This window comes from Neobacillus sp. SAB-20_R2A, from assembly GCF_049568635.1.
GTDB lineage: Bacteria > Bacillota > Bacilli > Bacillales > Cytobacillaceae > Neobacillus > Neobacillus citreus.
In genome coordinates this window covers 1452778-1477002 of the sequence record NZ_CP145895.1, presented here as the reverse complement: position 1 = coordinate 1477002, position 24225 = coordinate 1452778, and the positions used below count along the sequence as shown (strand labels likewise).

At 40.5% G+C, this 24225-nt stretch carries 23 protein-coding genes; 7 read left to right on the top strand and 16 right to left on the bottom strand.

What is annotated here, in order from left to right; genetic code table 11:
• The first annotated feature begins 12 nt into the window (after window positions 1-12).
• The gene (locus tag V5M37_RS07320) at window positions 13-1269 is read left to right on the top strand and encodes a DUF445 domain-containing protein (RefSeq protein WP_423801422.1); all 1257 of its coding nucleotides are present in this window, start codon (window positions 13-15) and stop codon (window positions 1267-1269) included.
• Window positions 1270-1417: 148 nt separating this feature from the next.
• Window positions 1418-1786, top strand: coding sequence for a cytochrome-c oxidase (locus V5M37_RS07315; RefSeq protein WP_213116729.1), 369 nt, complete (start codon window positions 1418-1420; stop codon window positions 1784-1786).
• A 108-nt stretch (window positions 1787-1894) separates the two neighbouring features.
• On the opposite strand, the gene V5M37_RS07310 is transcribed toward V5M37_RS07315, so the two are convergent.
• Window positions 1895-2698 carry a 5'-nucleotidase, lipoprotein e(P4) family gene (locus tag V5M37_RS07310; RefSeq protein ID WP_423802585.1) on the bottom strand — a complete coding sequence of 268 codons (804 nt, stop codon included), beginning with the start codon at window positions 2696-2698 and terminating at the stop codon, window positions 1895-1897.
• A gap of 215 nt (window positions 2699-2913) precedes the next feature.
• On the opposite strand from V5M37_RS07310, the gene V5M37_RS07305 reads away from it, so the two are divergent.
• Together V5M37_RS07305 and ald are read left to right on the top strand one after the other, a co-directional pair.
• A complete protein-coding gene (locus tag V5M37_RS07305; RefSeq protein ID WP_423802584.1) occupies window positions 2914-4089 on the top strand; it encodes a PucR family transcriptional regulator in 1176 nt (391 codons plus the stop codon).
• A gap of 131 nt (window positions 4090-4220) precedes the next feature.
• Entirely contained in the window at window positions 4221-5354 is a 1134-nt protein-coding gene (ald, locus tag V5M37_RS07300; RefSeq protein WP_423801421.1) for an alanine dehydrogenase, read from the top strand.
• A 38-nt stretch (window positions 5355-5392) separates the two neighbouring features.
• Here the strand turns inward: ald and V5M37_RS07295 are convergent, their stop codons facing one another.
• The 12 genes from V5M37_RS07295 to V5M37_RS07240 form a co-directional block, all read right to left on the bottom strand.
• The gene (locus tag V5M37_RS07295) at window positions 5393-6727 is read right to left on the bottom strand and encodes a UDP-glucose dehydrogenase family protein (protein WP_423801420.1); all 1335 of its coding nucleotides are present in this window, start codon (window positions 6725-6727) and stop codon (window positions 5393-5395) included.
• 26 nt (window positions 6728-6753) lie between these two features.
• Window positions 6754-8223: a hypothetical protein gene (locus V5M37_RS07290; RefSeq protein WP_423801419.1), complete on the bottom strand. Its 1470-nt coding sequence runs from the start codon at window positions 8221-8223 to the stop codon at window positions 6754-6756.
• A 68-nt stretch (window positions 8224-8291) separates the two neighbouring features.
• Window positions 8292-9215, bottom strand: a complete 924-nt coding sequence (locus V5M37_RS07285) for an FTR1 family iron permease (RefSeq protein WP_423801418.1) — start codon at window positions 9213-9215, stop codon at window positions 8292-8294.
• A 39-nt stretch (window positions 9216-9254) separates the two neighbouring features.
• Window positions 9255-10010 (bottom strand): hypothetical protein, encoded by a 756-nt coding sequence (locus V5M37_RS07280; RefSeq protein WP_423801417.1) that lies wholly within the window; start codon window positions 10008-10010, stop codon window positions 9255-9257.
• Window positions 10011-10110: 100 nt separating this feature from the next.
• A complete protein-coding gene (locus V5M37_RS07275) occupies window positions 10111-10872 on the bottom strand; it encodes a glycosyltransferase family 2 protein (protein WP_423801416.1) in 762 nt (253 codons plus the stop codon).
• A complete protein-coding gene (locus V5M37_RS07270) occupies window positions 10832-12325 on the bottom strand; it encodes an alkaline phosphatase family protein (RefSeq protein ID WP_423801415.1) in 1494 nt (497 codons plus the stop codon). Before V5M37_RS07270 ends, V5M37_RS07275 begins: the two co-directional genes overlap by 41 nt.
• 2 nt (window positions 12326-12327) lie before the next feature.
• Window positions 12328-13260, bottom strand: a complete 933-nt coding sequence (locus tag V5M37_RS07265; RefSeq protein ID WP_423801414.1) for a lysylphosphatidylglycerol synthase transmembrane domain-containing protein — start codon at window positions 13258-13260, stop codon at window positions 12328-12330.
• Window positions 13244-14197: an NAD-dependent epimerase/dehydratase family protein gene (locus tag V5M37_RS07260; protein ID WP_423801413.1), complete on the bottom strand. Its 954-nt coding sequence runs from the start codon at window positions 14195-14197 to the stop codon at window positions 13244-13246. Before V5M37_RS07260 ends, V5M37_RS07265 begins: the two co-directional genes overlap by 17 nt.
• Window positions 14198-14295: 98 nt before the next feature.
• Window positions 14296-15471: a hypothetical protein gene (locus V5M37_RS07255; RefSeq protein ID WP_423801412.1), complete on the bottom strand. Its 1176-nt coding sequence runs from the start codon at window positions 15469-15471 to the stop codon at window positions 14296-14298.
• A gap of 189 nt (window positions 15472-15660) precedes the next feature.
• Entirely contained in the window at window positions 15661-16755 is a 1095-nt protein-coding gene (gene ribD / locus V5M37_RS07250) for a bifunctional diaminohydroxyphosphoribosylaminopyrimidine deaminase/5-amino-6-(5-phosphoribosylamino)uracil reductase RibD (protein WP_423801411.1), read from the bottom strand.
• Window positions 16748-17503, bottom strand: coding sequence for a GTP cyclohydrolase II (locus tag V5M37_RS07245; protein ID WP_213141118.1), 756 nt, complete (start codon window positions 17501-17503; stop codon window positions 16748-16750). Before V5M37_RS07245 ends, ribD begins: the two co-directional genes overlap by 8 nt.
• A 123-nt stretch (window positions 17504-17626) precedes the next feature.
• Entirely contained in the window at window positions 17627-19036 is a 1410-nt protein-coding gene (locus tag V5M37_RS07240) for a SpoVR family protein (RefSeq protein ID WP_423801410.1), read from the bottom strand.
• Between the two features lie 198 nt (window positions 19037-19234).
• On the opposite strand from V5M37_RS07240, the gene V5M37_RS07235 reads away from it, so the two are divergent.
• On the top strand, window positions 19235-19489 hold the full coding sequence (locus V5M37_RS07235; RefSeq protein ID WP_213141120.1) for a YhdB family protein: 255 nt from the start codon (window positions 19235-19237) through the stop codon (window positions 19487-19489).
• 117 nt (window positions 19490-19606) lie between these two features.
• Here V5M37_RS07235 and V5M37_RS07230 read toward each other — a convergent pair whose 3' ends face one another.
• Window positions 19607-21349, bottom strand: a complete 1743-nt coding sequence (locus V5M37_RS07230; RefSeq protein WP_423801409.1) for a phospho-sugar mutase — start codon at window positions 21347-21349, stop codon at window positions 19607-19609.
• Window positions 21350-21548: 199 nt separating this feature from the next.
• Entirely contained in the window at window positions 21549-21947 is a 399-nt protein-coding gene (locus V5M37_RS07225; protein ID WP_423801408.1) for a YhcU family protein, read from the bottom strand.
• Window positions 21948-22074: 127 nt separating this feature from the next.
• Between V5M37_RS07225 and V5M37_RS07220 the strand changes: the two genes are divergently transcribed.
• Window positions 22075-22998: an RluA family pseudouridine synthase gene (locus V5M37_RS07220; RefSeq protein WP_423801407.1), complete on the top strand. Its 924-nt coding sequence runs from the start codon at window positions 22075-22077 to the stop codon at window positions 22996-22998.
• A gap of 38 nt (window positions 22999-23036) precedes the next feature.
• On the opposite strand, the gene V5M37_RS07215 is transcribed toward V5M37_RS07220, so the two are convergent.
• Window positions 23037-23291, bottom strand: a complete 255-nt coding sequence (locus V5M37_RS07215; RefSeq protein ID WP_213141333.1) for a GlsB/YeaQ/YmgE family stress response membrane protein — start codon at window positions 23289-23291, stop codon at window positions 23037-23039.
• A gap of 309 nt (window positions 23292-23600) precedes the next feature.
• Here V5M37_RS07215 and V5M37_RS07210 point away from each other — a divergent pair, with 309 nt between their 5' ends.
• Window positions 23601-24218 carry a DUF47 domain-containing protein gene (locus tag V5M37_RS07210; RefSeq protein WP_213116750.1) on the top strand — a complete coding sequence of 206 codons (618 nt, stop codon included), beginning with the start codon at window positions 23601-23603 and terminating at the stop codon, window positions 24216-24218.
• Window positions 24219-24225 lie beyond the last annotated feature (7 nt).

The following is a 24225-nucleotide window of genomic DNA, read 5'->3' as shown; positions in this document are numbered from 1 at the left end:
AGGGGTACAATAATGGTTAATAAGAAAACAAATACACGACATCTGGCTACTATTTCCTTAATTATTATGGCAGCCGGATTTCTTGCTACAATTCCCATGCCGCCATCCATTTGGAGAATAGTTCTCCAAGGCGGTTTTGAAGCAGGGCTGGTAGGTGGCCTTGCCGACTGGTTTGCCGTGACGGCCCTTTTTCGGCATCCGCTAGGGCTGCCAATCCCGCATACTGCGCTTTTGCCGAAAAATCGCAGTAAAATTATCGCAAAAATCATCTCGATGCTGGAAAATGATTGGCTGACGAAAGAAAGTATCCAGCAGAAAATAAACAATTTCCAGTTCACGGAGAAGATTTTTTCACTCGTCAATGAGGAAATACACGGAGACAATCTAAAAAAGAATAGCATAAGGATTATTAAACATTTAATTAAGATGGTAAACTTGCAAAAAATTGCCCCGGTCATTGAAAAGGAGCTTAAATCTCAGCTGAATAGCTTAGATACAAAGCAATATCTCCCTCTCCTGATTGACCAGGTTACAGTCAGAAAATATGATGAAAAAGCACTTGATTTGGTACTGAAGGAAATTGATGTTTGGGCCAAAAAGGATAGCACTAAATATCGTCTCGGCGGAATTGCTGTGGAGATGATTGAAAATATTCCAGCCGACGGGATTATGCAGTTTGCGATCCGATCATTTAGCAATCTCGTGAATGAGGAAAAGTTGGGTAATATCATCCAGAATCTAATCATTAAGGGTGTCGATAGCTTCCGTGACCCCTTTAACCAAAACAGGCAAACCCTATTGATTCACATTCACCAGAAACTTGAGAGCCTGAAAAGTGACGAAAAAATGTATGAAGAATTGGAACGCTTTAAATCCCAATTGATAGCAAAATGGGAACCTGAAGAAAAAATCAACGAATTCCTGGCGAATGCTCAAGCTAAAGCACTGGATTTTGTGGAAGACCCTATTTTCTACGATGAATATCTTCTTCCTTTCATAAAGGACGGACTAAGTGAATTCGGTTCAAATCAGGAAAAGATGGGACAGCTTGAAGCTTGGATTAAAATGCAAATTGCCGGGTTTGTTGATAAAAACCATTCCAAAGTCGGCAAACTGGTCGAAGAAAATCTTGAAAAGCTGGATAATAAAACGCTCATCCACATGATTGAAACCAATGTAGGAAAAGACCTGCAATGGATTCGGGTCAATGGAGCATTGTGTGGTTTTCTCATCGGGCTGGCACTAGTTGGAATAAAAGCATTGTTTTAAATGTAAGGCACCTTTCGAGGTGCTTTATTTTTATTACTTTAGTATCAGAGTAAATCCGTTCTCGTCCTCGAAAATGGTAGTTCTACAATGAAATAGCCCTACATATTTACTACTATAGTCATTATTTTTAAGGGAGGTAGGTAGGAAAATGGGTGTTAAGTTTATTAAAGTTTCTGTTTGCTACTTTGTCATTGGAGTATGCCTCGGAATGTACATGTCGATGACGGAAAACTTTAATTTTACTCCAGTTCATGTCCATATTAATTTATTAGGATGGACAGCGATGACGCTTGCCGGTCTTATTTATGTTGCCTTTCCTCAAGCCGCAGAAACCACATTGGCAAAAGTTCACTTCTGGCTTCATAATATTGCCCTTCCTGTCATGATGATTTCACTGGCACTGCTAGTTTCAGGGAATGAGTCTGCCGGTCCAGGTGTTGCTACTGGCGGAACATTAATGGTCCTCGGTATCATCCTTTTTGCCATCAATATCCTTAAGAATGTAAAAGCAAATTAATATTTTTGCTAAACATAATAAATTTCCTGCATTTATTCTAATAGTCCTTCTAAAATTTCAATAAAGAGCGCTGCGGGCCTTTTTTCCGCAGCGCTTTTTAAATGAAAATTATGGTTCAAAGCTTTGAAGGTTGTCTTTTCTTATTTTCATATATTCTGCAGGAGCCTTCTTCAAATCATAATTGTAAATGGCCCCTTCCCAATCCCCATACATTGGATTTGGAAAGACGATAAACTTACTGCCGAACTCAGCATTTATTCTGTCAACTGACTTCTTCCTATCTGCAGCGGATAATTGATCAAATCCTTTAAAATCCCCGAGATTATCCCCAAATAACAGGACAATATCGTAATCTTTCGCCACCTGTTCCCGCCGTATTTCCTTGCCGATTTCTTTTTCCTGCTGTAATAAAACATGCTCCTTATCCGCTTTCGGAGCGCCAACCATTTGTAAATTTTTGATGGTCGCTTCCTTGTGTGCTTCCTTGCGGTTAGAAATATAGAAGATCTCCACTCCCCTTGATTCGGCATACTTCAGGAAATCCAGCGCACCTGGCAGCGGCTTTGCTTCCGCCCTGTTAAACCAATCACTCCAATCAATGGGGTCTCCTTTTCCGGTTTGAACCATCCAGGCATGATATGGACTGTTATCCAGTACCGTTTCGTCAATATCTAGCACGATCGCTGGTTTTAACCCATTCCTTTTAGGCTTTTTAGAAAGAATTTCATCCAGTCTTAGTTTGCCAAGGTAGTACCCTTGATAATATAATGCCTTTGCCTCACCAGACTTTTGAAACCATAAGACTGACATGGTATTCTGCTCATACAGGCTTTCTAGCGGACTTTTTTCAGTCTGGGCTAAGCCAAGTGAATTTGGGAAAATCAATAAATACAAAGCAGCAGCAAATAACATGGTCAGTTTCCTCAATGTACATACCTCCTTTTCGCATATAATTTTAGTATGCGAAAAAATTAAGCATTCAACCTTATCTTGTAATTTTGTAAAATAAAACAAAGAGCATTATATAACAGAAAAGTTTTCCTACATAAATGGAGGTCAACAAATTGGAAGGTAATCGATATGACCCTTTTAAAGCTGCTTTTGATAGTTTAGATGAATTTGCCGACATGATCAGCCAGGTGCTTAAATGCCCGATTACGATTGAAGATGCGAACCATCGTCTGCTTGCCTATAGCACCCATGACGAGCGAACAGATCCGGCTCGAATTTCCACCATAATTGGCCGCCGAGTACCTGAAAAGGTTATTAATCAATTATGGAAAGAAGGGACCATTCCTGCCCTGCTTAAAACCAAGGAACCAATTCGGGTAAAAAACATGGAGGATATCGGTCTTGGCCATCGGGTCGCGATTTCGATTTGGAAGCAGGATGAGGTATTAGGATTCATTTGGGCCCTTGAAATCGATCGGTCATTAACAAACGAGGATTTTACCTTATTAAAAAATGCTGCGGACGCAGTCAAAAACAAACTACTGCAGCTTCAGACAAGAAAAAATAAAAAGGAAGAACGTACCCAGGAATTCTTTTGGAAACTGTTAACCCGGCATTTGAACTCATCTAGGGAAATTATGGAGCACTTCCATTCTCTACAAATAACTCCCGCTAAATTCTTTGCCGTGCAGGTTTACAAACTGCCGCACAACATTACAACCAAAGAAGAACAGGCTATTTCCTATTTATTAAAGACAACTCAGCGGGTCAAAATTTTGCTTTATGCCATTGATTGCAACCAGCTTATCTTACTGGCCGCAGCTGATTATTTTGATAACCCGATCCCAGAACTAGATCAATTTGCGAAAATGTTTGCTGCCAAATTGGATGACCGATTCGGAATTAAAGAGATTACCCCCGCCTGCAGCGGCATTTATGAGGATTATTCAAAAATCAGTAAAGCTTACGACGAGGCAAATGCTGTGTTAACGGTAAAAGACAAATTCCCTAAGGAAACAAAAAACATCATTAACTATCAAAAGCTGGGCATTTATCAGTTATTTGATTTGCTTTTAGAAAAAAGAAGAAATGAAGAATACGAGAACTATTCCTTAAAAAAGCTTCACGAATATGATCAAAAACATAACAGCAATCTTCTTGAAACATTGGAGAGTTTCTTAAACTTTGATGACAATATAAACGATGCAGCGAAGGATTTGAATGTCCATGCCAACACTTTGGCCTATCGCCTAAAGCGAATCTCCGAAATTGGCGACATTAATTTTAAAGACCCTAATCAAAAAATGATGCTCTACCTTGATTTAAAGCTTAATAAATACAAGGGGATTTAAACAAAACTTTTTGTGAAAATCCCCAAAAAGTTAAAACATTATTTTTCTTTCCTGACAAAGAAATTCTTCCCTAAACCTTTTATACTTTATCCATAGGATTTTTGATTGAAGATTAGGGAGGAATTAACAAGATGATTATCGGGGTACCTAAAGAAATAAAGAATAATGAGAATCGAGTAGCACTTACTCCAGCAGGTGTTATTTCATTTATTAATGCCGGCCACACGGTTTTAATCGAAAAGGACGCCGGAATTGGAAGCGGTTTCAATAATGAATCATACGAAAAAGCCGGCGCCGACATTATTAATAGCGCCGAACAGGTCTGGACAAAAGCGGATATGGTTATGAAAGTCAAAGAGCCGCTCGCTAGTGAATATCAATACTTCAGGCAAGGGCAGATTTTATTTACCTATCTACACCTTGCTGCTGAGCCTGCTTTGGCACAGGCACTTAAAGATAAGGGCGTCAATGCGATTGCCTATGAAACCGTATCGGTAAACAATACACTTCCATTGCTAACGCCGATGAGTGAAGTGGCTGGCCGAATGGCTGCCCAAATCGGAGCCGCATTCCTGCAAAAAAATAACGGCGGCCAAGGGATTCTGCTTGCCGGTGTACCAGGAGTAAACCGCGGCAAAGTAACCATCATTGGCGGCGGTGTTGTCGGAACAAATGCAGCTAAAATGGCCATCGGCTTAGGTGCTGACGTAACGATTATTGACCTAAGTGCGGACCGCCTGCGCCAGCTTGATGATATTTTCGGAAATCAAATTAAAACATTAATGTCCAATCCATATAATATTGGGGAAGCGGTTGCGGAAGCTGATCTGTTAATTGGGGCAGTGTTAATTCCAGGTGCAAAAGCGCCTCGGCTTGTCAAAGAAGAAATGGTAAAAGCAATGAAGCCGGGGTCAGTTATTGTTGATGTGGCAATTGACCAAGGCGGCATCGTCGAAACAATTGATCACGTGACCACCCATGATAACCCAACCTTTGAGAAGCATGGAGTTATACACTACTCTGTTGCCAATATGCCAGGTGCGGTTCCTAGGACTTCTACTATTGCCTTAACGAATGTTACGGTTCCTTATGCCCTTCAAATTGCGGGTAAAGGCGTTTGTAAAGCGATTTCGGAGAACCCAGCATTGAAACTTGGCGTAAACGTGGCAAACGGAGAAATCACTTACGAGGCAGTTGCCCACGATTTGGGATATGCTTATGTACCTGTTGAAATCGCATTGGAAAAGGAACTTTCCTCAAAATAATCATACGCCTGCTTACAAAAAGGAAATCCCATTTAAACTTACGGGATTTCCTTTTTCATTTTTCCATATACACTGGGTCTGCCAATTGAGTGATATTCGATTGGATATTTTTCAACGATTTCAAGCTGAAAACAATTTCTTCCATCAAAAACAACCGGCTGTTTCATGAGTTCAGAAAAGGTGTTTAGGTCAATCGTTTTAATTTCCTCCCAATCCGTCACAATCATCGCCAAATCAGCCCCCTTAAGTGCCTCATGTAGTGAATTTGTATAGGAGATCAGCTCCCCTAATTCCAATTTGGCATTCTCTATTGACACAGGATCAAAGGCAATGATCGAGGCCTCTTCCTTCACCAGCTGCCTTGCCAGCTTAATTGCAGCACTCTCACGGACATCATCTGTATCAGGTTTATAGGCAAGTCCCAATATCGCTACTCTCTTCCCTTTTAAATTAGAAAATCTGGTTTGTGCCTTTTGAAATAGTCGTAATTCCTGCCTTCGATTAATCTGTAATGCTTCCTCCAGCAGTTTGTTTGGCTCTCCTGCCTTTTGTGCCATATTAACAAGTGCCTCGGTATCTTTGGGAAGACATGAGCCGCCAAAACCGATGCCGGCATTTAAGAACGACAGCCCAATCCGATTGTCCATCCCCATTCCCATTGCTACATCTTCAATATTTCCTCCGATTTGTTCGCAGTAATTGGACAGGGCGTTCACATAACTAATTTTCAAGGCCAAAAATGCATTTGCAGCAACCTTAATTAGTTCTGCACTGCTTGTATCTGTTTTCATAATTGGAATGCCAAATGGCTTATATAAATCCTCTAAGCAATTTAAGGCATACTCACTCTCCGAACCGATAATAATCCTGTCCCCATGAAACATATCATGAATAGCTGAACCTTGACGAAGAAACTCCGGGTTTGCCGCAATGTGGAAATTGAGCTTTTTAGGACTAGTTAACTTAATCCATTCCTTAATCTTTTCACTAGTTCCGGCTGGTACGGTACTTTTCGTTACAATAATGACATCTGGACGAACAATGGATTGGCCGATTTCGATTGAGACTTGGTTAATATAGTGCAAATCTAACAATCCATCTTTTGTTTTTGGGGTTCCCACAGTAATGATGATGATTTCCGCATCTTTATAGGCCTCAGAAGAACTAGCTGTAAATGAAATCCTGCCCGCCTCTAAATTTCTCTTTAGCATCTCTTCCAAGCCAGGTTCATAAATCGTTGATTTTCCTTTTTTGAGGATTTCAACTTTAGTCGATTCTTTATCAACACAAATGACCGAATGACCAATCTCCGCTAAACAAACCCCTGTGACTAGTCCAGCATATCCTGTTCCCGCGATCGCAATTTTTTTCAATGCATAAGTCCTTTCTATTACAACAATTAATGGTCGATCCATTTATATAAGGTTATTTCATTATAAACTGGGTCATAAAGCTCTCGTGACTTGAAGCTCTTCAGTTTTTTTATCTTCCCCTTTACGGCCCCCCCCTGTGAAACAAACCCTTTTACTACTTTGTCCGTCAGCAGCACCGTTCTTCCTTGATAATATTTTGTTTCCATTTGAAATAATTGGTACGTGTTAATCCTTTTGTGGGTGTACGGTGCATGTAAATATTGCAATACCCGTGTTTCCTCCCATGTGTAAAGAATAACCGGTTCATTCATTTTTTCAATATACGCATTCATTTGAGAAACGGCAGGCTGTTCAGCCGCTTCCGCTTTTAGTAACTCCACACTTTTTACAGTTTGAAATCCAAGCAAAATAACGGCCATGACGGTGATGAACCAGGGAATCCTTTTTGCGAAAAGCTGAAAACAAAGATAGAAAATTAGCAGAACCGCAAGCGGAAGGATATGCCTCGGTTTCTCAATATTTTGTGCAAGGAGTGCCCATAAAAAATAACTGAAAAACAAAAGATAAATTAAATTTACAAAAGGCTTTCTTGCTTCATGCTCGATTTTGGGTCTCCTGCTAACTCCTATCTTTATAAACAAGCAAAGATAAATAACAGCAATTATGTACTCTTTTGCGGCAATACCTGTCCAAAGAATATTATCCCATAAAAATATCGAACATCTCTTCAAAAAACTAATCTCGGATGTTTCGACTGCTCCGCCCCAATCTGTGAAATGGCCACTTGTAAAGGCTAAAGAAAGCTTAATAAAACCTGTCAAACTTCCTTCAGAGATGATCAGAGCGACAACCCAGCAGGCCTGAAAGACAAGCCCAAAGAGAGCATAATAACCGGCCTCTTTTAATGTTAGAAGCCCATTTTTCCATTTCCAATAAAACAAGAACAAGATGCCCAGTGCAAACGGCAGATAGGAAAGACGGATACCTAGCATGATACTTAAAATGCCTAATGGCAATAAAATAAGGGAGGGATTTTGTCTTTCCATAGCTAATGAAAGACTCCAAACATACCACCAAAGGACAGCGAGCGCCGCACCTTCTGACATCGGCTGATTGACCATGATCACAATATAGGTTTGCGAAAAAATGATCGCCGTTGCCAGCCATGAAAAGTGGACAGGCAGTAATTTTCGAAAGAGCCGATAAATCGGAAATAGCGAGCTTGCATAAGCCAGAATATTAAACATGGTCAGGGCCTCTGCTGGATTTTCTAAAAAAGGATAAAGGATTTTTCCACCCAATATAAAGAAGGGATATCCAGGAAAATGAGGCTGCATAGCCATTAAATCAAAACGAATCACCGCCAGGGAAAAATCCACCTGATCCCATGTTGAGGCGAATGGATTTAAAAAATAAAGCTGGGAGGCACTCACAGTTATGATTGTTACCATGCTTAATGCCATTAGAAATCCACGCTTGAATCCTGCTAACTTCATATAATCACCTGCTTTTGGTAAGAGAAAAAGTACAAGGCGTCCGCCTTGTACTTTTAAGTTTCGCTGAACTATTTTGCCTGTGGTTTAAGTAGTTTGGCTGATTGGGCCGCTTCTTCCTTTTTTGCTTTTACCGGAGCATTTTTTGAGGAAGTAAGCAATAAAATAACGACAAAATAACCAATATAGGCAAGTACCTCTTCAATTGAAGGCATCGATGAATAGCCGAATAAGGCCTTCAAAAAGATGCCAACATCCCCTGAAAGGAGCGGCGCAGTACCATGATCACGAAGATAATGGCTATAGTCAATCGGATGCTCAGGTAAAAACCAGGTAAGGTCATATACATGAGGAATGACACTACCGATAATGTTTAAATCCTGCATCATCGAAATTGCCTGTACCAATAACCCTGCGGAAATTAAAATAATAAATGCACCAGTCAGTTTAAAGAAAGTGCTTAATGGAATTCTCATTGTTCCTTTAAAGAAGAAATACGAGACAACAGCGGCGATGATCACCCCGGTTATTGCACCCCAGCCCTGCATAGCAGCGCCAATGTTACCGCCGGTAATCGCAGCAAAGAAAAATACCGTTTCAATTCCTTCTCGAAGCACGACCAGAAAAGAATGAATGACCATGCCAACAACGTTGCCGGTCGTAATAAACTTACTCATTTTCCCTTCCATGTTTCCTTTTAAATCACGAGCATGACTGGCCATCCAAAACACCATTTGCGTGAGCAGGACGGTTGAAACAAGCATAATCCCTATTTTCAGATACATCTCGCTTCCCATTGCCGCAAATCCAGTAAACACGACCTGGAATAACAGGGCCGCCCCGAAGCTCGCCAGGACGGCAAGGCCTGCACCCAACCAGACATATTTTGTGTATTGCTTTTGGTTCACTCTTTTTAAATAGGTCGTAATAATCCCGACAATGAGCAATGCCTCTAAAACTTCCCGAAATGTTATCAGCAGCGCTTGAATTTCCACAGCCGCCTCTCCTCTCTCCAAAGGTGTCTTTTCGTTTTATTATTTTCTTCTTCTTCGTACAACAAATATGACAACTGCAATGATCACGGCAGCAATTAAGATCAGCGGAATCCAATTTCGAATATTCGAAACATCTGTCCAATCCTTTTTCCCGCCGGCATTAGATTCTGTCGCACTCTCAGAAAAATGTCCTACTTCAAGGCTTTTTATTTTAAATTCTGATTTTAAAGTATCCAAAATCTCATCTTTATTTTGCTTAAAGGAATCTAGACTAGCTTCCTTTTTCCCTACGCCAAACAAACCAGGGTTCCCCAATGCTTGAAGTGCCTCATCAAAATCCGCTCTGATTTTCTTATCGTTTTCCGGATGCTCCGCTTCAACCTTTGGTGACAATGCTTCATATGTAGCAAATCCTTTAGCAAGGAGTCTTTTCGTAGTCTCATATTCTGAAAAATTATTTTCAATACTATCAAGGCGTCTCGCGATATTTAAGACAAGAAGCTTTTCCATATTATCGGTTAGCGCCTGTTTATCTTCATCAGCCAAGTTTTTCAGAATAAGCTTTGAGGGCTCTGGCCCCATGTGCATATCAATTTCTTCTTGAACCGATTCATAAACTTTTTTTGCAGCTGTAAAATTCGGAGGATTCTCATCAAGCTTTACGAGCATTTCTTTGTAAACTTCAGCAACTTTCTCTTCGTTGGGGTCACCATAGGAATAGGCCTCTACCCCGTGAATGGAAAGGGCATTTATGATTAAAAAAGTAATGAAAAACAATACTGAAAATTTCTTCATTAAAAAATTTCCTCCTCCACTGATAATGATAATGATTATCATCTTCGCTGTCAATCCACCAAATTAGAAATTCACATAAATAACATATTTATAATACTTATTAATCCTTCTTATTATTCATTAACGGTAAAACGCTGCCTTGTTCAAGATAAACCCTTCTTTTTCTAACTGGCCTTGTCATTTCTTTGATAATGGCCGGCAGGACTGAGGTCATATAGGCCCTAAACTTAATAAATGATTCTCCAGCTTTTCGGACCTGATAATGAATAGGAATTTCTTTCATTCGGAACCCTTTTCTAATTAGATTTAATGTAAGCACTTGGGCATAGTTATAATCATGAATGATTTCTGCCTCCATCATTGCCTGTCTAGAAAAAGCCCGCATGCCGGATTGGCCATCATAGATCCATTTCCGCAGTAAGAGTGCTTGGAGCAGCGTAAAACAATAATTTCCGAGTCTCCGGTTCCACTTCATCCCTTTAATTGTTCCCATAAACCGTGACCCCATAACATAGTCGCTAGTTCCGGTTAGAATGGGTTCAATTAATTCAGGAATCTGCTCAGCAGGATACTCATTATCCGCATCAATCATGACACCAATATCAGCCTTTTTCTCTACACAAAGCTCCAATCCTTTTCGAACCGCTGCCCCTAATCCTTGATTCTTTTCAAATGTATAGACATGATCCGCTCCAGCCCTTAGGGATTGTTCAACCGTTCGATCACTGGAGCCGTCATTGACAACTAAAACTTCTACTTGCACACGTGGATTAAAATCTCTAGGTATCTTTTTAATAACCTCCGCGATTGACTCTTCCTCATTATGAGCTGGAAGAAATACGATCACTTTTTGCTGCATCATTTATTAATACTTCCTTCCTAATTGCTTCGTTTAATACTGGCCCACGGGCTTTATTTGGAAACGGCGCCCCTAATAAATAGGAAATCGTTGAAGCAAGGGAAACCAGGCTATGCTTTTCTTCTACCACTTTGCCGCTCTCTATGGCAGGTCCGTACATGAAAAATGGTACGAACCGTTCACCTTCATCGAGGTGACCGTGGCCGCCAATGCCGTCCGCCTGGCCATGATCCGCACAGACGATGAACGTGTAATTTTCCAGCATTCCTTTTTCCGTCAGCCAATCATAATACTCCTTGACTAGCGCATCGGCTTCCTCAATCTTTTGAATATATTCGTCATATAAGACTCCTCGGCTGTGGCCGGTTTGGTCGGTACTGATCAACTGGACGATTTGCAAATCGGGATTTTTTTCGTCCATAATCAACTTTGCCCTCTCGATAATTTTTCGATCGACAACATCGTTATGCATGACCGCCGTGAATGTATCAACATCACTGCCAAACGAATCCACCAGATGGGCCACTGCCAAAAGAGATCCCTTTTTACTAACCTTTCTTAAACTATCAAAGACGCTTTCGACCTTAATTCCCAGCTTCCACACCATATTGGATTTAATCCCATGTTCAAATGGATAGGTTCCGGTAAACATAGACGAAAAACAAACAACAGTCCGAGCAGGGTAGACCGTTTCCATCCGGGCATACTCAGTACCATTTTTTCTTAAGAAATCAAGAAACGGTGTATTCGCTTCCTCAAACCTTTCCTTTCTCATCCCGTCAATGACCATCACAATCACTTTTTGATTGATTTCCCTTGAGGTTGCCACAACATTAGAGGTGTAGGTTGGAATAACCTTTGGCTTCCAATCGAAGAGATTTTTGTGAAGTATCCACGAAAATAGAAAGACTCCTACATAAAACAAGATAAGCTGTCCGATTTCAGCCCCTGACCACGTATGTTCTGAAAGCGAAAAATTCCATAGTGATAATAATAAAAGAAACTTTGGCAGCTGTTCCTGGGCATTACCACTGGTCGAATCGCTGTTTTTCAAGACAAGCTTCCAAAAACGGGTAAAATTAAGCCATGAGGTACCAATTCGTAAATGATAATAAAAGGTGCCCCAAAAAAAGACGGTAAAGAAGAAATATAATCCTACTGCCGTAAACAGTAATCCTAGATTCACGTTGTTCCAAATAATAAGATAGGCAACTAGCGGAATCCATAAATAATTTCTCAAAAATAACGGGAAATCAAATACGTAATAGATCACAAGCAATGGCAAAATGGCTAACAAGCCTAGCAAAAAATCTGCTAGGAAGCCGGACTTTCCGAAGTTTGCAACCGAGTAAATCACCATTGTCCCAACTGTAAAAATTGGGGTAAAGGGCTTCCCTTCATTCAAAAGATTCCAGCATCTTGCTGCTGCTTTTTCAAAAGATGACGCTTTTTTCATTCTTATACTCCTCTCCTTACTAGGATTTCTTTAATTTGTTTGATTTTTGAAACAGGGGAATGGAGGAGCAGCAACATTCCAGCCAAATAAGAAAAGACAAATTTATAGCTGTGACTGACGATGGCCGCCATATAGCCGTCTTTAACAGAAAAATGAAAAGTCGTTAATGCAGCCGTCATGACAGATTCATATGTAGAGATGCCTCCAGGTGTAATTTGAAAAATTTGTCCGCCAACGGTAATCGAGTTAACCCAAATAGCCTTATATATCGAAAGGCCACTGCCCATGGAAGCAGTAACGCCCCATATTACCGCGCCTTCTAATGCCCAGCTTACGGCAATCATAAGAAAAATAAGCAAGGCTTTCCTTCCTGATAGGTTGGTTTTAACTAATTGGATTTGCCTGTGAACAAACCTGGGAAGAAACCTCCACAACAGGATGCCTCCTACTAGGCAAGCAATGGCAAAAATACCAATGAACAGGATTGAATACCGGAAAACAAACGCCTTTGCAAAAACAATCAAGCCAATAAAAGAAAATAACAAGAGCATAGCCATATCGATAGAGCGAAGGACAACCACGGATTGAAGGGATTCCCCCGGGCTCACCTGTTTTTCTCTTATAGACAAAACGCCTATCCTGACAGCATCGCCAAGCTTGATTGGAGTAATATGGTTTATGAATAGGCTTAAGAGCACTCCCTCCAGGCAGCTATAAAATCTGACTCTATCCCCAAAATACAACTTCCAAGCTTCGGCCCTGAGTATAAACGATAAACTATAGCAAATCGTCACCCCAACAATCAGATAGGGGCTCTCCCAAAAGAACCGTTTCGTTTCTTCTAAAAATTCTCCAACATGAAAATACCGTATGGACAAATAAATAAAGACTCCAAAAAGAATGACCCCTGCTATGTATTTAAATCTCTTTTGCATGCGCCTTTGCCCATTCAATTGTTCTGCTCAGTCCATCAGTAAATGACATAGACGGGTGAAAGCCAAGCTCGCCCTTAGCCTTCGAAATATCTGCCCATGTTGATTGGACATCGCCCTGACGAAAGTCATCATGTTTGACCCTCATTCCGGGAAAAAAACCACGCAGCTGCTCGATTAACTCTTCAATCAGGATTGGACTGCCTGAACCTATATTAAAAATTGCGTATTGATCCTTTTGCTGAAACGCACTAATGATTCCTGAAACGCAATCATCAATATATGTATAGTCCCTGGCTGTTCTGCTGCCAAATATGACGATTTCCTGGTCAGCCATCAACTGTTTAATAAATTTCGTGATCGCCATATCCGGACGTCCCCATGGGCCATAAACCGTAAAAAAGCGGAGAATCGATACCTGATAATCATAAATGGTCGAGTAGGCATGACAAAACGCTTCTGCACCGTACTTAGCCGCCGCATACGGGGAAACGGCCGTTCCATTGGCCATGCTTTCTTTTAACGGGATGTTTTGCTGGTCACCGTAGACGGACGATGACGAAGCGAAAATAAACTGCTTGGCACCTGCTTCACCAGCGAATCTTAATGCGTTAATAGTTGCCTTGATGTCATAATCCACATATTCATTCGGAACCAAAATCGAGTTGGGGACTCCTGGAATGGCAGCTAGATGAATGACCGTATCAGGCTTAAATAAATGAAAAAGGTCTCTTACTTCCCCTTCATGATGAATCAGGCTCTTATGATAAAAGGAAAATTCCCCGGCATGTTTGATCATTTCAAGCTGCCGCTTTTTCCTTTCAACGGAGTAATACGGGTGTAATTCATCAATAATGAGCACTTGGTGCCCTTCTTTTATCAACCTGCTTGATAGGTGAGAACCAATAAAACCTGCTCCACCAGTGACGATTATTTTCAAGTAAAAACACCTCTACAACAGAGTAATATTCCCATTTTCTCATAACCGGAAACAAAAGGAAAAACCTTGCGTCTTTAACCAAGGTTTCTCCTTCAAGATTATTTCGCTTTGTCTATAATGCTGTTAAGAGAAGCAATAAGTTCGTCAACCTGTGTTTCCCCGGCAGCTTTATCTTTCGCTTTTGCCGTTTCCACATATTTTTGCGCTTTTTCCGTTAAAGACTTATACTCAGCTTCGCCAATAAGACCTTTGATATCATCACCGATAACATCTATAAATAGAGCTCCCTCTAAACCAGTGATAACTCCTTTATCTTCACCAATCGCTTCTTTACTTTCTTTGTATTCATCAATAGCAATTTTCGCAAAGCCACGAACAAATGCTTTATTAACAGCGGCTGGATCAATTGTTTTGGCATCTGTTTCAAGATTAAATTGCTTTTCAATTAATAAAGTTTCATCAGCAGCATGCTTGTTTAAGTAAGTATAAATGGATTGGAAGAAAGCCCATCCTTCAGCCTGTTCAACCTTTGCAAGAGCAGCATCCTTCTGTGCTTCAGCTGCTGCTTTTGTCGCGTAGCCGTTTGGAAGCGCACCGGTTGCAAGATAGAAGGTCTTCATTAACGTCTTATCAATTACTTGCTTACCTAAGTTTACTGCCAGTTGGTCATTATTCTTAATACCATTTTCTACTTCGCTAAAGCCGCCCTCAATAGCGCTTACCATGTTTGTTCCATAGGCAGCATCACGCTTTTCAACAGTCGATTTGATAATGGCATAGAATTCTTTTGCTTCATCAACCTCTTTATTCACTTCTTCTGTTTTACCCCAGTTTTCACCAATTTCCGTGAATTCATGTTTGATTGTTGTATAGAATACCTTTTGCATTAATTTATCAAAAATTTGCCTTACAACCACTTTGTCCATGGATCCGTCTTTACCTGCTGCTAGAGAGGCTGTAATTTTTTCATCCAGAGTATCTTGGAATTCCGCATCACGCTGTTTAACTAATTCTTGTAAATTAGCTTTATACAATTCTGTTATTTTATTAAAATCTACTTCTTTGCCTTCTTTGGCTTTATCAAGCTCAGCAATAGCTTCTTTATAGGCATCTGCATAGTTTGCTTCTTCTTTTTCTGCAGCTTCTTTCTTTTCAGCCTGCTTTTCTGTATTTTCAACCTTTGGCTTGTTTTCTGTCTCTTCCGCTTTTCCACATGCACCAAGAATAAGTGAGATGGCTGCAAGTGATGTAATAAGTTTCAATTTTAGTGACATGTTGTAACTCCCCCGATTAATTTGGTTATGTAAACCATTTATTTGATAATGATTATCATTCACACTTTGATTATAGAGAGAATGATTCTCAATGTCAACGTTCATTTTTTAGTTTTCACAAAATATACACTTTTTATTATGTTTATAAAAAAGACTGCCCTTATCTAACTATTAAGGCAGTCAACTTTTTTAAAAGTTATATTTTGGATAACCAATGAACTTAAAATCTTTTCCGATTGGTGTAAAGGAACAGTCTGTTAATTCAACTGCATCACGCATTTTCTCAATGCCTGTTCCCTCAAGAAATGTCGGGGCATTATGGCCTCCGATTAACTTCGTAGCAAAATACAATACCACTTTATCGATCAGTTTTTTTTCAAGGAAAGAAGCATGAACCGCCCCTCCCCCTTCAATAAACACCGAGGAAATGAGATTTTCTCCCAAAATACGTACAACTTCTTCTGGGCAAACACGGTTTGACCCATTTGTTTGAAAAACTTTGATTCCCAAGTCCTCTAAACTTTTGCGCTTTTCCTGATCATATTGTTCACTGGTAAAAATCCAGGTTGGTGCAAGATTGTCCGTAACCACTTTAGCATCCAGCGGAATTTTTAAGGTGGAATCTAAAATAACCCGGAGCGGATTCCGTCCATTCGGAATGCGTGCCGTTAATTCCGGATCATCTTTTATGACAGTATTAATTCCCACAAGAATCGCCATATGTTCATTTCGCAACTGATGGACATCGAGTCTTGCTTCCTCGGAGGTAATCCACTTGCTGTCAGAGGTGTGTGTTGCAATTTTTCCATCCAGGGTGGATCCAGCCTTCATGGTCATAAATGGCGTTTTTTGAACGATAAACTTATTAAACACCTCATTCATTCGGTTGGATTCCGCTTCCCGAACGCCGATTATAACCTCAATTCCGGCATCTTTAAGAATTTTAACACCATTGCCCGCTACCACCGGGTTCGGGTCGAGGGTTGCGATGACCACCTTTTTAATCCCTGCTTCCACTAAAGCAACAGCACAAGGGCCTGTCCTTCCGTAGTGGGAACATGGTTCAAGGGTTACATAAATGGTCCCGCCTTTTGCTTTCTCACCGGCCATCCTTAAGGCATGGATCTCGGCATGCGGTTCACCGGCCTTTAAGTGGGCGCCGATTCCGACCACCCGGTTATCATTAACAATCACCGCTCCCACTAATGGATTGGGGTCTGTCTGTCCTTTCATGGCCCCAGCATTTTTTAATGCTAAATCCATATAAAACTCGTGATTAGTCATTCGGACAAGTCCCCTCGTCCTTTAAATGACCGGAACGGTTAATCTTTGTTTGCAGGTATTTTTCGTTATACTCGGATACATCTCCCCATAACGGCTTCCTTCCGGAAACAGGCAGACCAGCGTTTTTCAATGCATCTAATTTTTTTGGATTGTTAGTAATCAAGGTTACCGGTTTAGTGCGCAATGCTTTCAGGACCTGAATGGCATCGCTATAATTTCTGGCATCATCCACAAAGCCAAGCGCATGATTCGCCTCGACGGTGTCATAATTATTTTCTTGAAGGATATAGGCCATTGCCTTGCTAAATAAGCCAATTCCACGCCCTTCATGATTGGCCAAATAAAACAAGGCGCCTGTCCCATGTTCGACAATCATTTTCATGGACCGTTTCAATTGAAAGCCGCAGTCGCATCTTTTGCTGCCAAAAATATCGCCTGTGTGGCAAATCGAATGCATTCGCATGATGGCATCCTCACCATATGTGAAATCGCCATATACAAGAACACTGGATTGTTGAAGCTCCGCTAAATTAACCGAAGACAATTTATCAATAATCCGTTCAAAATCCTCTGTTACCTCATTACAATTCAGCCAACAATACCACTGAAATACAACGGTTTCACCGTATAAATTTACTGGAAGGCGAATCGGCCCAACTAAATAGATGGCACCCTTTTCTGTTTTAATTAATTGAATTTTATCTTGAAGCACATCAAGCACTTTAGAATCCAATTTGGTATCTTTCATTATTCAATCCCCCTTAAGATTAGTTTGGATTAAGGTATGTATTTTCATTTATGACACAAATAAAAAAGAGACTGAACTTTTTCAGCCTCTAACATGATATCACGTTTGTCACTACGTGCATATTTATAAGTACTTACGGTGAACTCCTTTACCATCATAGGAAAATAACATGGCCCGGTCTTCAATGGTTGTTTCCATATGAACCGGTCTGCCCCAAAGCTGATGAAGATATGGCAGAACCTTCTCAAGATATTTAACATCAAGCTCTACACCCTCAAACCAATGCTTCAAATAGAGCTCGCCATTTTTCATATAGTCGCCATCATTTACCGTGATATACGGGAATCCGCCATTTACCCTCATATTCACTAATTGGTCGCGGACATGCTCCCATTCTTTGTCAACAATCTTATAATCTCGGCCTTGCTTTTGGAAAAGATACATATCTTCCCTATACACTAAATCCTTCGTTAAATAATTCCGAAGGAAGGAAATATCCGATTCGATTTCCCGAACCTCAAATATTTTTTCCCGTCCAGAATTTGGCTCAACACCTCGTCTCTTCATTTCCTCAGACGGATTATTATACCTTTCCTCGATGTCTTCGAAGATTTTCAAGCCAAGATAATAAGGATTAATTCCCGTTTTCGACGGCTGAACGACCCCCGCATTTAATTTGGCAAACTCAATGGATTCTCCGCTTGTCAGATTCATTTCCCGCAGTATCCTTTGATGCCAGAAAGAGGCCCAGCCTTCGTTCATGATTTTTGTTTCTAACTGCGGCCAGAAATACAGCATTTCTTCCCTCATCATCGTAAGAATATCGCGCTGCCAATCCTCCAGTTCGCGGCTATATGTTTCAATGAAGAGTAATATATCTTTCTCTGGTCTTGGCGGGAATTTCTTTCGACGTGGCGGCTTTGAATCCTTTTCGTCTTTTTTATCCAAGCCCCAAAGGTCATCATACGGTGAAACTGCCCGCTTTTCTTCCTCGTCCTCATCGTCCTCCAAGGACCATGCCAATTTTGGACGCATCAAGGAAGGGTCAATATGCTCATCAATAGATAATATTGCATCAAGGAAACTTTCCACTTCTTTTTTTCCATATTGAATTTCGTACTGATGAATTCTTTCCGCCGTAGCTGCCATGCTTTCAACCATATCCCGTTTTGTATTTTGGAACCGGACATTGTTTTTAAAGAAATCACAATGGGCCAAAACGTGGGCAACAATCAGTTTATTTTGGATTAACGAATTGGAATCCAGCAAAAATGCGTAACATGGGTCCGAATTAATGACGAGTTCATAAATTTTACTTAGACCTAAATCATAATGAAGCTTCATTTTGTGAAATTGCTTCCCGAAGCTCCAGTGTGAAAATCGGGTCGGCATCCCATAAGCTCCAAATGTATAAATGATTTCGGCAGGGCAAATTTCATAACGCATCGGATAAAAATCTAAGCCAAAACCGCTGGCGATTTCCGTTATTTCATCGATCGCATATTCGAGTGCTTTCTTATCTCCCTCATTCATCAGCCATTCCCCCTTTTCCTCTTACCACAATGTATGAAGAAAGAGAAGGATTGATGAAACAAGATAATAACAATTACAAAATATACAGGTAAATGTTGAAAACGTTGTGAGGACAAGGTGTCCAAATTTTTGCGTGAAAGTTCAGCGCAAAACTTCATAAAATAATCTCAACTCCTAGTAAGGAGGAGAGAAATTTAAATGAATAAATTGGATTATGACCGGGCGCTGTTTTATACACACCGGTCTGAATGGGATAATTTATTGATATTAATGGTAAGAACCACAGACCAGTTCTTATCTAAGAAGATTGAACATTTCCTGCACGCCTACAATTTTGAACGCGACTATTCCGTTATCGAGACCAAATTATACAGCCTGCTTCGCTACATCGACCATGCCAACGAAACATTTGAACAATCGCCAACTGAGATACCGATGTATAGTCTTTCCTGAAACATCAAGTGGATACTGATTTTATTAAAGAACCTTTTTCCAAACAAAACCAATGAATTCCACCAAAAAAAACACGGCCTCCAAAACGTTTTGGAAGCCGTGTTTTCATAAATAATACTATACGTTTTGAACTTGCTTAACCTTTTGATCAACCAAATCCATGAAGTCCTTTTCAATGGTTTGCAATTTACTTTTGCTGTCTGCAAGCGTCCCGCTATTTACACCAAAGTAAAATTTAACCTTTGGCTCAGTCCCCGATGGGCGTAAGCATACCCATGATCCATCCTCAAAAATATACTTCAGCACGTTGGATTTCGGAAGATCAATTTTCTCTTCCCGGTTATCAATCGTTCTATTTCCTGTTAAATAGTCTTCTGTTACAGCCGTTTTTAAGGAACCCAACCCCGTTAACGGTTCGCTGCGGAAGGAAGCCAAAATACGCTGAATCAATTCTGCTCCTTCTTTTCCCTTTAATGTTAAAGAGCGAAGTCCTTCCTGGTAATAGCCGTATTTTTCAAAAACCTGCATCATTCCTTCATATAAGGTCAATCCCTGTTTTTTATAATACGCGCAAACCTCTGTTGCCAAAAGGGCTGCTTGAACGGCATCTTTATCACGGGCAAAGTCGCCGATTAAATAGCCGTAAGATTCTTCATAGCCAAATAAATACGTATGTTCACCTGTTTCTTCATATTGCTTAATCTTTTCGGCAATGAATTTGAAGCCAGTTAAAACATCGACCGTTTCTAAATCATAGGCTGATGCAATTTTGCGACCTAATTCAGAGGTGACAATGGTTTTTAACACGACGCCGTTTTGCGGCAAAGTTCCTTTTTGCTGTTTCTGAGAAAGTAAGTAATCAAGCAATAAGGCTCCGGTTTGGTTGCCGGTTAAGACTACGTACTCACCCTCTGGATTTTGCACAGCTATGCCCAGGCGGTCAGCATCTGGGTCTGTTGCAATTAACAGGTCCGCCCCCACTGCTTTGCCATCACGAATGGCTAATTCAAATGCGGCATGTTCTTCTGGGTTAGGGCTTTTCACGGTTGAAAACTCGGGATCAGGCAGCTCCTGCTCCTTTACTACCGTTACATTTTTATAACCTAGTGCCTGAAGTCCAGCCCGAACAGGTTTATTGGCCGTCCCATGCAAAGGTGTGAAGACAATTTGAAGATCTGTTTCTTCGGAAAGCTGCGGATTTTCGGAAATCGTCTTTAGCTTTTCGATATAGGCTTGATCAATTTCTTCACCAATCGTTTTAATTAATCCGGCTGTTCTTAAAGTTTCTTCCTTATCGACCTTGATAACCAATTCATTGTCAATTTCATTTACTTTCGCAATAACCTGATCAGCAGCCTCCGGCGGCAGCTGGCCGCCATCTGATCCGTATACTTTATAACCGTTATATTCCGGTGGATTATGACTGGCAGTAATGACAATCCCCGAAAATGCGTTTAAATAACGTAAGGCGAAGGAAAGCTCCGGAGTAGGGCGAAGCTCATCAAACACATAGGTTTGAATTCCGCGCGTTGCCAAGGTTTTGGCAGCCTCCAGCGCGAATTCCGGTGATTTATGGCGAGAGTCAAACGCAATGACAACACCGCGTTGTTTTGCTTCTTCCCCTTGCTCTTCTATGTATGCAGCCAGGCCAGCTGATGCTTTGCGGACCGTATATATATTCATTCTATTTGTCCCGACACCAAGTTCTCCCCGCATTCCGCCTGTTCCAAACTCTAAATTTTTATAAAAAGCCTCTTCAAGCAGTTTTTCGTCCTGCTCAAGCGTTGCTAATTGGCTCTTTAATTCGGAATCCAATTCATTAAATTCTAACCAGCTCTTAGCTGCAGTTCTCCAATCCATTTTAGGTTCCCTCCAGTATGATATCTATACCTAATATTGGTTCTAAGCGGGTGTTTGATACTCCTTTAAAACGCAGCGTCAAAATCCCGACAATTTTCGCAGACACAATATTTTCGGCAATCCAATACTTATATTACCTTAAAATGAGCGGTTTTTTTATAAAAAAAAGAAAAAGCCGCAAAACGGGCTTTTTCCTCTATTAAATAAGCAGTTGGTTATCTGCCTTCGTGTATATGCTGAGAACAGTATTTTTCATGCTTTTTGCTTCGGCAAACTGTTCAAACTCAAACGGAAAAAACAAGCCGAATTCATGAAGGTTTGCTGCATTTTTATTAAAAATAGCTTCGTATTGGTCGTCAAGCTGAGGTGACTCCAGTATCGATATTAATGTTTGAATACTGGCCATCACTTGAAACGCATCCTTTAACGTGCTGAATTCTTCAAAATGTTGTTTAGAGGTATGCAATATTTTTAATTTTTCAAAGCGGTTTATTTCTTCGTCCGTAAAATATAGCGGAAATATATTGGAATAAATATATCCCACGAGCTCACAAATTTTTTCTTCCTGACTTGGAGTCGAGGCAAAAACGATCTTCACTCCATAACCCACCTTTGCTCACGCGCTTATTTCTGTCGTATTATATATGATAAGAATAACATATCTTAGTTTGTATTTAGGGTGGTAATTACTGTTAGCTGCCCTGCTGGAATAAGAAGGAGATATTATGCTGAAAACAAAGCGGCTCGGGGAATGGTTTCAGATTATCGTTCCTAAAAAATGGGCAGGAAAGACAATCGAAGAAATCTTCCGTCATGAATGGGAAGCCCCTAAAAAGTTAACACATGAGTTTCGAATGGAGAAAAAGGTTCAGGTTGATGGCAAGGAATGTTCCTGGACGGCTCCGCTCTCAGAGGGCTCGAAACTGCAAATTCAATTATTTACCGAAGAGGAACCGCATGCGATCCCCAACTATCTGGATATCGATGTCCTCTTTGAGGATGACCATTTATTGATTATGAATAAACCGCCGTTTATGAATACTCATCCAAATGATCCTGAAAAAGATACCGAAACATTAATTAATGCAGCGGCCTTTTATTTGCAGGCGAAAGGGGAAATCAGGGATGTCCGTCAGATTCACCGTTTGGACCGTGATACCTCCGGTGCCATCCTGCTGGCTAAACACGCACTCTCTGGAGCACTTCTGGACGGAAAGCTTGCAAAAAGAGAAATCAAAAGAACCTACCTTGCCTTGGTCCATGGATTGTTGAGGCAAAAAAAAGGGACGATCAATGCCCCGATTGGCCGAGATCGGCATCACCCTACCAAAAGAAGGGTATCCCCCTCTGGGCAAGCTGCGATTACGCATTATCAAGTGGTGAAGGAAGACAGAAAGCGTAATTTATCCTACGTAAAATGCTGGCTTGATACGGGGCGAACGCACCAAATTCGCGTGCATTTAAGTCATCTAGGCCACCCTTTAGTTGGGGATGTTGTTTACGGTGGGAAACCGCTCGTCAACAGACAAGCCCTCCATGCCGGAAAACTAGCGTTAATCCATCCCTTAACAGAGGAAAAAATCGTTGTATATGGACCATTTACGGATGACCCGATTATTTTTAAAGAATTTGATATTTTCTCACTATAAAAAGCCTCCCAAAATTCGGGAGGCTTTCCTCATAATGATTAATCAGCTTTCCTGAAGGACCTCATGATAAAGCTTAATAAAAGCACTAGGACTGCTGCACCTATGATCGCCGGTATGATGGCGAAATCAGCCACATGCGGGCCCCAGTTTCCCAATACCAGAGTCCCCAGCCATGCACCAACAAAACCAGCAATGATATTACCAATAATTCCCCCAGGTACGTCTCTTCCTACAATAAGGCCGGCTAACCAACCGATTATACCGCCAACAATTAATGCCCAAATAAAGCTCACATAGAACACTCCTTTTTTAGTATTCATTCGATTTTTTCTTGAGCCTGCCAAGCAGAGCATCTAAGAATGTCTGCTTGTTACCTTATAAATTACCCTGTTTTGTTTTTTTTACTCATGGCTATGAAAAAATTCATACATAAATTTTTGCATCATGGCAAAAGTAAAATAGTACATCCGCAAAATAATTGTCTGAAAATTCTTTTGTTAAGTTTTTGTAAATTTATTTTTAAATTATTTATTTTTTAGACAATCTTCATATAAAATTATTCCGTTGATGAACAACACGTACAATAATGGAGGGTATCTCTAATGGCATTTAAAAAAAATGACAAATTCTCAGTTTTGCTAAGCAATATTTCTTCCAATCTTAAAGAAGGGGCAAATTTTTTTACAGAATATAAACTGAAAAACGTCAGTGATTTAAAAATTTTCTCTGAAAAAATGAAGGAAATCGAAACGAAGGGAGATTCCTTTGTTCACGAAGTTATTAAAGAATTAAATGATGCTTTTATCACACCAATCGAACGGGAAGACATCCTTCACCTTGCGATGGTAATGGACGATGTATTAGATGGTCTTGAAGCAACTTCCGCATTATTTGAAATGTACTCCATCACTCAGGCAGATGATTTCATGCTTCAGTTTGTGGACGCTATTCGAGGCAGTGTTATTGAAATTGATAAAGCCGTGGAGCTTCTATCCAATAAAAAGCTTCCGCAAATTAGAGAACATGCAATTAAAATCAAGGATTTTGAATCCAAGTGCGATAATATTTTACGTCAATCCATCAAGAATCTGTTTAATGTGGAAAAGGATCCAATCCGTATTATTCAATATAAAGAGATTTATGAGAACCTTGAGGACGTTGCCGACAGCTGCCAGACCGTTGCCAATATTCTTGAAACCATTATCATGAAAAATGCGTAAGGAGTCA